The sequence below is a fragment of the Paraburkholderia sp. BL9I2N2 genome, from assembly GCF_004339745.1.
Classification (GTDB): Bacteria; Pseudomonadota; Gammaproteobacteria; order Burkholderiales; family Burkholderiaceae; genus Paraburkholderia.
Map to the genome: position 1 here is coordinate 119,615 of NZ_SMGP01000004.1, position 12,426 is coordinate 132,040.

General features: G+C 62.4%; 11 protein-coding genes and 2 pseudogenes. 6 read left to right on the forward strand and 7 right to left on the reverse strand.

Annotated features, from left to right (window positions below):
* Positions 1-20: 20 nt before the first annotated feature.
* The 5 genes and pseudogenes from B0G74_RS36770 to B0G74_RS36790 all read right to left on the reverse strand — a co-directional run bounded on the left by B0G74_RS36770 (position 21) and on the right by B0G74_RS36790 (position 5,470).
* Positions 21-1,097 carry a LacI family DNA-binding transcriptional regulator gene (locus B0G74_RS36770; RefSeq protein WP_207915763.1) on the reverse strand — a complete coding sequence of 359 codons (1,077 nt, stop codon included), beginning with the start codon at positions 1,095-1,097 and terminating at the stop codon, positions 21-23.
* A gap of 130 nt (positions 1,098-1,227) precedes the next feature.
* A pseudogene (locus tag B0G74_RS36775) lies at positions 1,228-2,195 on the reverse strand (dihydrodipicolinate synthase family protein).
* A gap of 49 nt (positions 2,196-2,244) precedes the next feature.
* Entirely contained in the window at positions 2,245-3,564 is a 1,320-nt protein-coding gene (locus B0G74_RS36780; RefSeq protein WP_132381549.1) for an MFS transporter, read from the reverse strand.
* Positions 3,565-4,025: 461 nt separating this feature from the next.
* Positions 4,026-4,451, reverse strand: a complete 426-nt coding sequence (locus B0G74_RS36785; protein WP_132381551.1) for a hypothetical protein — start codon at positions 4,449-4,451, stop codon at positions 4,026-4,028.
* A 305-nt stretch (positions 4,452-4,756) separates the two neighbouring features.
* The gene (locus B0G74_RS36790; RefSeq protein ID WP_342960062.1) at positions 4,757-5,470 is read right to left on the reverse strand and encodes a hypothetical protein; all 714 of its coding nucleotides are present in this window, start codon (positions 5,468-5,470) and stop codon (positions 4,757-4,759) included.
* 472 nt (positions 5,471-5,942) lie between these two features.
* Here B0G74_RS36790 and B0G74_RS36795 point away from each other — a divergent pair, with 472 nt between their 5' ends.
* The 6 genes from B0G74_RS36795 (at position 5,943) to B0G74_RS36820 (ending at position 11,520) form a co-directional block, all read left to right on the forward strand.
* Positions 5,943-6,284: a hypothetical protein gene (locus B0G74_RS36795; protein ID WP_132381553.1), complete on the forward strand. Its 342-nt coding sequence runs from the start codon at positions 5,943-5,945 to the stop codon at positions 6,282-6,284.
* A gap of 198 nt (positions 6,285-6,482) precedes the next feature.
* A complete protein-coding gene (locus B0G74_RS36800) occupies positions 6,483-8,645 on the forward strand; it encodes an ATP-binding protein (RefSeq protein ID WP_132381555.1) in 2,163 nt (720 codons plus the stop codon).
* The gene (locus tag B0G74_RS36805) at positions 8,642-10,291 is read left to right on the forward strand and encodes a response regulator (RefSeq protein WP_132381556.1); all 1,650 of its coding nucleotides are present in this window, start codon (positions 8,642-8,644) and stop codon (positions 10,289-10,291) included. Before B0G74_RS36800 ends, B0G74_RS36805 begins: the two co-directional genes overlap by 4 nt.
* On the forward strand, positions 10,269-10,901 hold the full coding sequence (locus B0G74_RS36810; protein ID WP_132381558.1) for a response regulator transcription factor: 633 nt from the start codon (positions 10,269-10,271) through the stop codon (positions 10,899-10,901). The genes B0G74_RS36805 and B0G74_RS36810 overlap by 23 nt, the downstream gene beginning before the upstream one ends.
* 129 nt (positions 10,902-11,030) lie before the next feature.
* The gene (locus tag B0G74_RS36815; RefSeq protein WP_132381559.1) at positions 11,031-11,279 is read left to right on the forward strand and encodes a hypothetical protein; all 249 of its coding nucleotides are present in this window, start codon (positions 11,031-11,033) and stop codon (positions 11,277-11,279) included.
* A gap of 31 nt (positions 11,280-11,310) precedes the next feature.
* The gene (locus tag B0G74_RS36820; protein WP_132381561.1) at positions 11,311-11,520 is read left to right on the forward strand and encodes a hypothetical protein; all 210 of its coding nucleotides are present in this window, start codon (positions 11,311-11,313) and stop codon (positions 11,518-11,520) included.
* Between the two features lie 42 nt (positions 11,521-11,562).
* Here the strand turns inward: B0G74_RS36820 and B0G74_RS36825 are convergent, their stop codons facing one another.
* On the reverse strand, positions 11,563-12,171 hold the full coding sequence (locus B0G74_RS36825) for a hypothetical protein (protein ID WP_243658568.1): 609 nt from the start codon (positions 12,169-12,171) through the stop codon (positions 11,563-11,565).
* A 9-nt stretch (positions 12,172-12,180) separates the two neighbouring features.
* A pseudogene (locus B0G74_RS47155) lies at positions 12,181-12,423 on the reverse strand (transposase); the annotation flags it as partial.
* Between the last annotated feature and the right edge of the window lie 3 nt (positions 12,424-12,426).

A 12,426-nucleotide genomic window follows, 5' to 3' on the forward strand; every position in this document is an offset into this window, starting at 1 on the left:
GATAAAGCGCCGCCGCAGGACTATCTCGCGGCCGGTCCCGTCGAGTGCCTGAGTTGGAAGAGGGCATGCACCTCGTGTCCGTGCTGCGGACGCTTGCCGTCGAGTGTGTCGAGCAAATATTGCGCGGCGAGTCGCCCGATTTCGTAGGTGTCGACGCGCATCGTGGTCAGCGCGGGGCGAATCTCCTGCGCCATCTCCAGATCGTCGAAGCCGGTGACGGACAATTCGCCGGGAATCGCGATGCCCAGTTCTTCCGCCTCGCGCAGCACGCCCAGCGCGATATGGTCGTTGCCGCAGATGATCGCGGTGGGACGCTCGCCCGGCGCCTGCCAGATCGTGCGCAGGCTGCGCCGCCCGAATCCCATGGTCGATTCGCCTTCGAACATATGTTCCGGCCGCACGGCGAGGCCGTGCCGTTCGAGCGTCGCGCGAATGCCCGCGACGCGTGCCTGCACGCGGTCGTTATCGCGCGTCGGCTGGATGCAGACCGCGAACGAGCGGTGCCCGAGGCCGATCAGATGTTCGGTGATCTCCGCATAGGCCGCGTGATTGTCGAAGCCGATGCAGGTGTGCGGACTGTCCTTGCGATACGCGTACGTGACGGCATACGGCACGCGGTAGAGCCGCAACGCATCGAACAGTTCGGGCGGATGAGCTTCGCTCACCACTGCCATCGCTTCCACGCCGCGCGCCAGCATCGCGCGCACCTGCGTGAGCGCCTGCGCGGGATCGTAGTTCGAACAGCCGAGCACCAGTGTGATGCCGCGTGCCGCGAACGCCGCCTGCATCCCGCTCACCTGTGAAGCGAACACGCGATCATCCAGTGTCGGAATGATGATGCCGGCAATGTGGCTGCGCGTGGAGGCGAGGGCGCGGCCCGCCGCATTCGGAAACCAGTTGAGTGTGAGCGCGGCATGCTCGACTCGCTCACGCACGTTCGCGGAGACCTTGTCCGGCTCGTTGTAGACCCGTGATACGGTCGCCGTGGAGACACCCGCGAGCTTGGCGACATCGGAAAGCACGCTGCGGCCCGTGCTGCGGCGAGCGCGGTTCGTCGTGGTGCGGGCGGCGGCCGGCGGGTCGAGGGAGTCAGGCATCAGGTTGGAAAGCGCACAGTGAATCGGGGAACGCCCGCCATCTTACCGCCGCCTGCGCGCGCGGGAAGCGTGAGCGCGCGTGACAGTTTCAGCGGACGTTGCTGTGATCCGGAAATCCTCCCGGCAAACGCTAGCGAACGGAGCGGCTTGCGCCGAGTGCCGCGATACGGCCACGAAAATGCTCAGTGCCGGCGACGATCTTGTCGAGCACCGCGTCGAGCGCCCAGAACCGTTCACGCACGTCGTAGTCGATCACGCGCAGCGAATCGAACTGAATGTGCCGATCCGTTGATGGTAAATCTTCGCGAGCGCCGGATAGCCGAGCGATTCGCAGACGGCGGCGAGCACGAGGAACGTGGCGAGTTCCTCTGCGAGAGCCGGGTCTTGCGCCGCATCGTTGCGCAGCCAGTTGTACAGATCCGGGTGGAAGTTCGTGAACACGCCGTTGAAGCCGGCGGAACCCGCCTTCATCGCGTCCCACGCAATGGCCGCGTTGGCGTTGAGGATTTTCAGCGGCGAACCTTCGGCGAGCGCGACGCGCCGTTTGACCGTGGCGAGATCGCAGCTTACGTCCTTCAGCATGATGAAGCGGCCGGTGTCGATACACAGCTTCAATTCGTCGTCGGAGAGAAGGCGGCGGTAGGGCGCGGGGCATTCGTACAAACCGAGCGGAATGTCGGACGGCAGGCGCGCGAGGAGTCGTTTGAGATTCGCCGCGAACGTCTCCGTGCCCTGCTGCTTCGGGTCGAGCCGGTTCGTCACCAGCACGATGCCTTGCGCGCCCGTGGCCGCGGCCACGTTGAGTTCTTCGGCCTGCGCCTCGGGGTCGTCGCTGATATGGCCGGAGACGACGACCGGAATGCGGCCCGCCACCTTGTCGACGACGAAGCGTCCCAGCGCGCCACGCTCGGCGAGCGTCAGGAACTGCATTTCACTCGACTGCGCGACGGCAAAGAGCGCGTCCGATCCATGCGCGATATACCACTCGATCAGGCGTTCGAGTCCGGCGTAGTCGATTGCGCCGGACTCGTCGAACGGCGTCAGCATTACGGGGACGATGCCTTCGATCGACGTGGCGGCTTGTTTGGAAGTGGTCATGCTCGTGATCTCCCGGAGAGGGTTCGTTGAGTCGGGGCGGCGCGCGCGTTCACGCAGGCGCTCGCACGGGTTCGGTTGGCGCGGACGGGTCTTCGATCGGCTTGCGCACCAGCAGGAGGTAGCTCATCGCGCCAATGAACGCGATGCCGGCGGCCGTCAGCAGCGCCGGGACGAACGACCAGCTCTGCGCGATGTAGCCCGTCAGGATCGGGGCGAGGGCGCCGCCCAGAAAACCGCCGAAGTTCTGAATAGCGCCGAGCGAGCCCACGCGGTTCGGCGGCGCGGCGGCGGTAGCGAGCGCCCATGAACTGGCGGATGCGGCATTCGCCAGAAAGATCACCACCGAGATGCACACGATCGCGATCGTGTTGCTCTCGACGAGCGCCGCCGGAATCGTGAAGGCGACCATGCCGAGCATCGCGATCACCACCGCATTGCGGCGGCTCGCGACCGGGCTCGTGCTGCGGCTCGTGATGAGATCGGAAAACCAGCCGGCCGTCAGCGAGCCCAGGAAGCCGCAGAAGAACGGAATCGATGCCGCGACGCCCGTATGCATCAGGCTCATGTGACGTTCCATCGTCAGATAGCCGGGCAGCCACGTGAGGTACACCCAGTTCAAATAGACCGAGCCGAAGAAGCCGATCAGCATGCCCCACGTCGTGCCGTGCGAAAACAGCGAGCGCCATTCGGCGAAGGTGACCGTGGGTGCCGGCTTGCGGTCGGCTTCGTCGCCTTCGAGATAGTGCCGCTCGGCTTCGGTCATGGTGGCCTTGACGGGGTCGCGGTACACCGCGAGCCACACCAGCGCCACGACGAGGCCGACCACGCCCGTCACGATGAATGCCCAGCGCCAGTGAAACTGCACGACGAGAACCGACAGGCAGAGTGGCGCGAGCGCCGTGCCGAGTGGCGACGCCGAGTTGAAAATGCCGGTCGGCTTGCCGCGCGCGCGCAGCGGAAACCAGTTGCTGACCACACGGGCCGCCGACGGAAACTGCGGCGCCTCGCCGATGCCCAGCACGATCCGCGCGAGGATGAACCAGCCAAAGGTCGAGACGAATCCGCCCGCCGCCTGCGCGAGCGACCAGACGATCAGGCCAATGCCCAGCAACTTGCGCGGTCCGATCCGGTCGACGAGGCCGCCTACCGGCAACTGGAAGAGCGCGTAGCTCCACGAGAACGCCGAGAGCAGCAGCCCCATCTGTCCGAGCGACAGCCCGAGATCATGGCGGATCAACGGATTGGCGACCGCGAGCGTGCCGCGGTCCAGATAGTTGACGATGCCGCTCACCATCAGCAGCGTGAGCGCCACGATCTGGGCGCGGCGGATTCTCGGTGGCGCCTGCTCGAGGCCCGGTGTTGCACTCATGATCGTTGTCTCCGTTTCATGTCTTCGGTTGCTGTGAGCAAGCCGCGCCAATGCGATGTCGGGCGGCCGGAAATTGCGCATCCACCGTCGGCGAAGGCGTCGTTCAGTGGTAAATGTTAGCGCTTACATTTTGAGATGCTTTTGAGCTGTTCATCGGATTTTCTTGGCAATTTCGCTTCAGTAATCTAAATGATAGCGCTTACATTTTGAGCTTCATTTCGAGGATATTGCAAGCGCTAACGCTATTTTGGAGGGTAAACCCCCAGCCACTTGCGGACGAATGCCATGTTGTCGAAGGCGCAAACGCGGCTAGCCGCCACTTCGCCTGGAGCCAAGCCGAATATGTCGCGGAAGCTGGGCGGCGAGATCTCGTTGGTCAGCGCGACGGGCAGCGGCACGTCGATCGCCGTGCGCATTCCGATCGACCACGCTTCGTAGCAGCCGAGAACCCGATCGAATCGTCAAGACGATTTTCGCAAGCGGGCGACAATCGCGTTGATCTGCATGTCGAAGTGTTCGAACCATGAGCGCGCCACTTCCAATTGCGCGTCAACTTCCTGAAAGTGGGCCTCGTGTACTTCGATAGCGCGCCCGGCAGCGGCAATCGCTTCAGGAGTGGTCTGCGAGCGAAACGCGTGGGCCGCGAGCGACTCGATCTCGCCACGGTTACTCTGATCCATGAGTTCAGTGAGCAGCGCCTGCAACATCTGCAATTGACTCTGCCAGTCACTCTCTGCCCGATACAGCGCCTCTATAAAAGGTCCGGCATCGTCCGCCAAAGAGACGTTTGCCGCGGTGGACGTGCCCTGCCGCAGGTGATCCAGCACCGCGAGACAACCCTCCGCGCGGCAGGCCAATTCCTTCGCTTTGTCATGCGCTTCGGCCATGCGCGTCGTGAGCGCCGTGGCGCGATCGCAAAGCCGCGCCTGTAGGACGAACGTTTGCGGCTTCACCGGTTAGTGTCCATGTGCGGGCGTTCGTGGGTCGCGATGAATGATCTTGAGCCTGACGATGTGGACGAATTTGCTCACTTCTTTTCCTTAGGGCCGCTTGCGTTTGAAATGGAGTTGCGTCGCGGGACTGGCGCCGCCTTTCCATGTATACGGCGACGCCGCAGACGGCTTGATGTCAGGATTTCCTGATTTTGGCCCAGGCATTTCCCTTTCAACCGCGTGGCGCGCTGCGGACTGCGTCAGCTTATCCAGTACTCGTCTGGAATCCTGCGGTCCGGTTCGGAGAGGAAGGGATTGTCGAGCGTGAAGGTCAGCCTCGACGCGATCCTGGCGCGTGACAGCGCGTCCTGAACGTAGTGATGGGAGTTGAACAATCTCATGTAGCTGCCATTGCGATACGCAGCGATGAACCCGTCTTCGATCGTCTCCGCCAGTGCTTCGTGGCCCGAGGCGACATAGAAAATGAAATCCGATCGATACTTCAGCAGGAGCCTGTTCTCGACGACGAGATCCGGCTCCTGATGCTGGCGTCCATCGATCTCAGTAAATGCTTCAACTAAGCCGCGTGGAAAATAGTCGATCCGGCCGCCTTGGGTCATCTCGAACAGCGTGTCATAGGTCGAGGTCTGGATGTTCAGGCCGGCTGCTCTCAGGATCTCCGTATCGATCCACCCAATTCCTTGCCCGCCAATGAATGCCTTCAGATCGGAGAAGCGTTCGACCTTGTCGAAATCGGCTTGCCGGTCCTTTCGGATGACGAACACCCGGTGCCCGATCAGTCCACGATGTATCGGAATCCGCACTACATTCCTGCCGCGTTCCGCTCGCGCCTCCATGCTCGTCCAGTGCAGATTGATCATATTGTTAGTGCCGGCCAGTTCCGCCAGCGCGCGACCCCGCTCCATTTCGATGTCGGCTGAGCGCAATGTGTACGAGGCGTTGGCCGTTTTCATGGCCAGATCGAGAACCGCGAGCGCAAACGCGGCGTGCACGTCGCGGGCAGGCCGAATGCGAGGATAGACGATGTCGAAGTGAACGGGAGGGTCGGCAGGTGCGGCACGCGCGCGAAGCGTGACGCTCGCCGCGCTCAGCGCTGCCAGTACAAAGCGCCTGCGATGCATGAATGGATAGTTTCTCGAAACAGGAGTGGCGCGCTCGACCGGGCGCTCGTCCGCGCAGATTGTCGCCTGATCGGTTTTTCATCGTGCCACGTCCGGACCGTGCTGACAAACCGCGTAATCCCTTTGTCAGGAAGTCAGCCATGCTGTCTTCGCACCGGCCGAAATACCGATGCGCAGGCGTTAAGGATTTCCTGACGGCAGATTCAGCAGATCGGAAGTGCATTTTTCCGGGCTTCCTGACTGTGTGACTCACTAGGCCTCCCTAGGATGTTTTATCGAAATCGTCTATATCAGCGGACCCGTTATGAACGGTCATTCAGAAAGCCGCGAAGTCGCGGTTGAATTCCTCAACACCACATGCGAGCGCCTGTTCGACATCTGGTGCGAAAGCAGAAGCGTCATACCGCTCAGCTATCTGTTGCACTGCTGGCCGTTGCCGGATTGGGGATACGCGTCCGTGAAGCGACTATCGGACGGAATGCGCGAACTGAGGATGTCGAACCCCGACGCCCTCGGCGGCCGCGTCCGGCCGATCCTCGGCGAGCTGACGTCATGCATCGATGAGATTCTGTTGTATCCGCGGATCTGCCTGCCACGGGCGATCACCGATTCGCCGTCCGTCGAACCGATCATGTACGTCATGTAGATTCTCGTCAGATTAATCAGGGCGCGTTTCACCCGGAATGAGCGCCGGCGCAGACCAGGAAATGAGAGTGACTGGCTGGCCGGGGCAGGCAAACATTAAATCGCCACCCTGCCGACGCGGCGGCCGATTGGTCTGGGCCGCGCAGCGGCAACGAGTGCAGAATAGACGAAACAAGAACCGTAGCACTCGCGGGGATGTATGAAGCACAACCTGTTCGATGCATGGTGGAGTTTGATCGGCGGCTTCAGGAGTAGCCTTGTGTCGCGGCTTCTCGTGACGGTGCTGCTCGTCAGCTGCGTAGTCACTGTGTTGTTGACCGGGTTACAGCTTTACCGCGACTACTACCGCGGCGTAGAGCAGATTGAAAATCGCCTTGTGGACATTGATCGCAGCAGTCGCGACAGTCTCGCGGAAGCGCTCTGGCGCCTCGACGGCGCCCAACTGCAACTGGAGTTGAACGGCATTCTGCGTCTCGCTGACATTCGCGCCGTGGAAATCCGCGAGGCGGGGAAAGACGGTCAATCGGCCTACCTGAGCGCGGGTCAGCGCTCAGCCGGTCCCGTGATTGCCCGCGAGTTTCCGCTCCTCTATAACGTGCAGGGCAAGGACCGCGAGATCGGCAAGCTGTACGTCGAGGCGACGCTGCTCGACCTTTACCATGAGCTGATGCGAACCGCTGCGATGATTCTCGTCACTCAGGCCGCCAACACTTTTCTCGTTTCGCTGTTCATCGTCTACATCTTGTCCCGTCTTGTGATGCGGCACGTCGCGGCCATCGCGCGCACGGTGGAGGATTACGATTTCCGTGAACCGCCCCAGCCGTTCAGTCTCCAGCGACGCAGACGGCGCGATCCGGATGAATTGGACCGCGTGGCGGCCGCATTCAATGCAATGGGCGCGCGGCTGTACTGCGCGTATCGCGACGAGCAGGACACGGCGGCTGAACGCGAAGCACGCAATCTGGCGGAAGCGGCTAACCGGGCCAAAGGCGAATTCCTGGCGAATATGAGTCATGAACTGCGGACGCCGCTGAACGGCATTCTCGGCTACGCCCAGATCCTCGAGCGCGATGCCACGCTGAGCGAGCGGCAGCGCGAACGCGTGGCGGCCATCCGCAATAGTGGCGAACATCTGCTGACGTTGATCGAAGACACGCTCGATTTCGCGAGGATCGAAGCGGGCAAGCTGCGCGTCGAAATCGGTGACGTGCCGCTGGCAGGGTTTGTCGATGTCATTCGCGACATCATCGATGTGAAAGCGGAGCAGAAGCGCCTCGACTTCATCTGCGAAATCGCCGGGGATGCGCCCGTCGGCGTGCGTGCCGATGAGCGACGGTTACGGCAGGTCATGCTCAACCTGCTTGCCAACGCCGTGAAGTTTACCGATTCGGGTTGCGTCAGCTTGCATATCTCGAGGTCCGAATCGAACCGCGTCCGTTTCGAAGTGCGCGACACGGGCATCGGCATTGGTCACGATCAGTTGAACACGATCTTCGAGCCGTTCGAGCAACTGGGCGCGGCCGAGCGGCGAGCAGGCGGCGCCGGCCTTGGTCTGGCCATCAGCCGCGAGTTCGTGCGCGCGATGGGCGGCGAGATCGAGGTGGAAAGCGAAATCGGACGAAGGAGTACTTTCCGCTTCGAACTGCCGGCAGCGACCGTGACGCCGGTGTTGCGCAAGGCGACGGGCCCTGCGCCGCTCCCGTTCACGGCGACGGGTTATGAGGGGCCGCGCAGGAAGGTGCTGGTCGTCGATGACGTCGAGGTCAATCGCGCGATCGTTGTGGATCTGCTAGGCCGTCTTGGCTTCGATACCGTCGAGGCGGAAAACGGTCGCGACGGGCTCGAGAAGGCGCAGCGCGAGCGACCGGCGCTGATTCTCACGGACATCGTAATGCCCGAAATGGACGGCTTCGAACTGACACGCAACCTGCGCCAATTACAGGCGTTCGCCGATGTTCCGATCGTTGCCATGTCCGCCAGCCCATCCGGAGTCAACAAGGCGAGGAGCATTGAAGCGGGGGTGAACGCATTCCTGTCCAAACCGGTCGACCTCGAAGCGCTGCTGGCCCAGATCGCTACACTGCTTGGGCTGAAATGGACCCATGCATCGCCGCCGTTCAATCGCACTGCTACACCCGAAATCAGTCTCGCGGCCGTGCCTCGTCAACAGATGGAAGAACTGCATCATCTTGCCCGCCTTGGCGATATGCATGAAATCATCGCGTGGGCCGAGAGCGTGGCGGCCCGCGATTCGCGTTATTGCTCGTTCACGGCGCAACTCTGCGCGCTCGCTCGCGACTATCAGTCGAAAGCCATACTCCATCTCGTCGAGCGGCATCTGAATGTCGAGCCCAAGTCATGAACGAGCCCAACGTGGAGGCCGGCGAACGGCCGACGATCCTCATTGCGGACGACACGCCGGCGAATTTCGGCGTGGTCGTGGAGAGTTTGACGGACCGCGGCTTTCGGGTACTCGTTGCGCTCGACGGCGAAGAGGCGCTCGAACGCGCGCTGTTTTCCCAGCCCGACCTGATCCTGCTCGATGTGAAGATGCCAGGCATCGACGGCTTCGAGACCTGCCGGCGACTCAAGGCGGACGCGCGCACGCGCGACATCGCGGTGATTTTCATGACGTCGTTGACGGGCGCGGAAGACATGGTCGAGGGTTTCTCGGCTGGCGGCGTCGACTACGTGGCGAAGCCCGTCCGCGTCAATGAAATGATGGCGCGCATCGAGACCCATCTCGCCTTGCGCGTGATGCACCGGCAGCTTGTCGTGCAGAACCGCCAGCTCCTGAACGAGGTGGCGGTGCGCCACCAGGCCGAGGCCGAATTGTCGCGCGCGCGCGATGCACTGGAGCAGCAGGTCGAGCAGCGCACGCGGCAACTCGCGGAGTCGAATGCGAGGCTTTCCGCTCAGGTCGACGAGCGCCGCCGGGCGGAGGCGAAATTGCAGGCGAGCGAAGCGCGTTTTCGCACGATTGTCGAAACCAGCCCGATTCCGCTGTGCATCACGTCGATGCCCGAAGGCGTGATCCTGTACGCGAATGAACCGCTGCGAGAACTGTTCGGTATCGATACGCGCATCGGCACGCTGACCAACATCGTCGATTTCTATGTGGATCCCGGCGACCGTGACCGGCTCGTGTCGCATCTGCGCACGGAGGGCAGTTTCAACAATAGCGAAGTCCAGATGCGGCGCATGAACGGCTCGGCGTTCTGGGCCATGGCGACCGCGCGCGTGGCGACGTTCGGCGACGCGCCGGCGATCTACGTGGGTCTGAGCGATATTACGTCGCGCAAGCGTATCGAGCAGGAGCTGTTCGAATCGCGCAATCAATTGCGCGAGTTGTCCGCCTATATGGAAGCGATTCGCGAGGAAGAGCGCAAGCGCATCGCCATGGAGATTCACGATGAACTCGGCCAATTGCTGACCGCCCTGAAGATGGACGTCTCGCTGCTGAAAATGCGCCTCGGCAAGGATCCGGACGCCATGCGCAAAGCCGAGGACATGCGGGAACTCGTCGAAAAGACGATCTGGATGGTCCGCAATGTGGCGAACCATTTGCGGCCGGTGGCGCTGAACTTCGGGGTCGTGTCGGCGCTGGAGTGGCTCGTGGAGGACTTCATGCGACGCCACGGCATTCCTTGCCAGTTGCATATCAACGGCGGCGAACCGGTGCTGCCGGAGGCTTGTGCCACAGCCGTATTTCGTATCGTTCAGGCTTCGCTGACCAATGTCGGGCGCCACGCGCACGCGACGCGGGCCGACGTGACGCTGACCAGCACGGCGGCGGCGCTCGAACTCCACGTGAGCGACGACGGCTGCGGTTTTGATCCCAACATGGCGCGCACGGGTTACTCCTACGGACTGCTCGGCATGCAGGAGCGCGCCCGCCTGATCGGCGGCGCGATGACTATCGACAGTGCGCAGAGCATGGGCACCGCCATCTCCATTCACATTCCGCTTACAGGCGGGGCAGAAAATGATCGACGTCCTGATTGCTGATGACCACGCCGTGGTGCGTGGCGGCCTGAAACAGATTATCGCGACGACCACGGATATCGTCGTCGCCGCCGAGGCCGCGCAGGGTTCGGAAGTGCTCGATCGGCTGCGCGCGAGGCGGTTCGATCTCGTGCTGCTGGACATGACGATGCCCGGCATCAGCGGAGTCGATCTGATCCGGCGCGTACGTGCCGAGCAGCCGCCTTTGCCGATTCTCGTGCTCAGCATCCACAACGAGGCGCAGGTCGTGTCGCGCGCGTTGCGCGCCGGCGCGACGGGTTATGTGACGAAAGACAGCGATCCCGACGTGCTGCTCGCGGCGATCCGTAAACTGGCGGCAGGCGGGCGGTTCATCGACCCGAAACTGGTCGATGCGATGGTCTTCGAAACGCATTCCGGCGACGCGCCACCGCACGAGGTGTTGTCCGACCGTGAATTTCAGGTATTGCGGATGCTGGCCGCCGGTCAAAGCATCAACGAGATTGCCGAGTCGTGTTCGCTCAGCGCCAAGACCATCAGCACCCATAAGATGCGTCTCATGCAAAAACTCGGCCTGAACAACAACGCCGAGTTGATCCGATATGCGATCAGACACGGTCTGGTAACCGAGTGACGGAGCCGTTAGGGAAATCCTGAGGCTCGAAGCAGCGTTTCCCGAATCAACAATCCGGCGCTGCTGACTGAAGAATCCCCGCCGTTGTCCCACGATTGTCAAATGGGAACCTGAGGTGCGGGGGCAGATGTGGATGCGACGAAAGGCTCACTACGCGGACTGCGCGAGAAATTATTGGCAACGGCAGGCACGCTGCCGGTCCGTGTGCTCACGCTGCATGGTTCGCAGGACGGTCTGACTTGCCGGGTTTGCGTCGAAATCAGGCGTCCCGATGGTCCGATCCTGCTGTTCTTCTTCCGGCACGACGACGGTACCTGGCACGTCTTCCCGCCGGCAAAGAACCTGTGCAGAATGAGCTTCGAGCCGCTCGTCGGGTGACCTGAACGAGGCCGGACAAAGGAGATCATCGATGAATGCAGACAACCTGAGGACACTGTCGGGGCACGAAACGAAATTGCGCGCGTGGTTGAGCGAATGGTACGACCATGCGTTTGCGACTGGCTTCATCAGGCCGCCTTTCATACTCGACGACGCGACCGCTTTGAGGCTGGAAGGTTATTTCGATGTGGGTCTGACGCCGGCGGAGGGCGTCAACGCGATCTTCGGCGTGGTGCATTGACTCGTCAGACGCGCCGTGGCATCCGCCGCGTCGACGCGTTGCTCACCGGGAGCGGGCTTTTTGTTGCGGGACGCCGCAGTCCAGTTCGGCGGCGTCGCTGTCGTCACTGCTTTCCTCGTCGATCCAGCGCCGCGCCCATTCGAGCGCGTATTGCTGTGCCGTCTCGCAGTTCTTGAAGCTCGGACCGATCAGCCCGGAACGCGCGATTCGCCTTTCGTCACGCACGATCTCGCCCCATCCTCGGAAGCGGGTGTTTGCCAGCCGGTCGGCGGCAATGTAGATGACGTAGCCGCGCGGGTCGGATTCGGTTTGGCCTTTCGACGCGAGGCCCATCCACGGTGAGGCAGTTCGATGAATCGAATGTAAGGGTGTCACCGGCGCGCGGGATTCGACGCGCTCGGGTACGGCATGCGCGGAATTGTCGGGATTGGGGAGTTGCCGCGCGATATCCTTGAATGTGTCCGCCGTTTCGCCTGACTGCCATGTCTCGCGCGATGTCTGCCACGACGCCTGATCTCGCCAGAACACCCGGCGAAAACCTGCGTCTCGAGTCTGACGGTCGATTCCGCGCGTCAGGGCGTCGCGGCGTTCCAGTGTCAGTTGCGGACCGCACCGAAACTTGCGTCCGGTGCTTGAAAGAATCCGGTACATCTCCGCGAGAGCGCCGCTCGAACGCCACGCCTCGAAGCGGTGCCGGCACGTCGGCGCCGAAGGATAGTGGCCCGGCAACATCGACCAGGAATCGCCGGTTGTCAGTACCCACAGCACGGCATTCGCCACGACACGAACCGCCGCGCGCGGCCGGCCGCGCTGCCGGTGAACAATCGGGGGATCCGCCAGAATGGGCGCGAGCAGCAGCCACTCTTCGTCACTGATCTCGTTGAAATGCACGCTGTCCTCCACGTC

What these genes read in the sequence shown, in the direction of transcription:
- B0G74_RS36770 (WP_207915763.1), bottom strand. Translation starts at nt 1,097, where the DNA reads ATGCCTGACTCCCTCGACCCGCCGGCCGCCGCCCGCACCACGACGAAC.
- B0G74_RS36780 (WP_132381549.1), bottom strand. Translation starts at nt 3,564, where the DNA reads ATGAGTGCAACACCGGGCCTCGAGCAGGCGCCACCGAGAATCCGCCGC.
- B0G74_RS36785 (WP_132381551.1), bottom strand. Translation starts at nt 4,451, where the DNA reads ATGGCCGAAGCGCATGACAAAGCGAAGGAATTGGCCTGCCGCGCGGAG.
- B0G74_RS36790 (WP_342960062.1), bottom strand. Translation starts at nt 5,470, where the DNA reads ATGAAAACGGCCAACGCCTCGTACACATTGCGCTCAGCCGACATCGAA.
- B0G74_RS36795 (WP_132381553.1), top strand. Translation starts at nt 5,943, where the DNA reads ATGAACGGTCATTCAGAAAGCCGCGAAGTCGCGGTTGAATTCCTCAAC.
- B0G74_RS36800 (WP_132381555.1), top strand. Translation starts at nt 6,483, where the DNA reads ATGAAGCACAACCTGTTCGATGCATGGTGGAGTTTGATCGGCGGCTTC.
- B0G74_RS36805 (WP_132381556.1), top strand. Translation starts at nt 8,642, where the DNA reads ATGAACGAGCCCAACGTGGAGGCCGGCGAACGGCCGACGATCCTCATT.
- B0G74_RS36810 (WP_132381558.1), top strand. Translation starts at nt 10,269, where the DNA reads ATGATCGACGTCCTGATTGCTGATGACCACGCCGTGGTGCGTGGCGGC.
- B0G74_RS36820 (WP_132381561.1), top strand. Translation starts at nt 11,311, where the DNA reads ATGAATGCAGACAACCTGAGGACACTGTCGGGGCACGAAACGAAATTG.
- B0G74_RS36825 (WP_243658568.1), bottom strand. Translation starts at nt 12,171, where the DNA reads ATGTACCGGATTCTTTCAAGCACCGGACGCAAGTTTCGGTGCGGTCCG.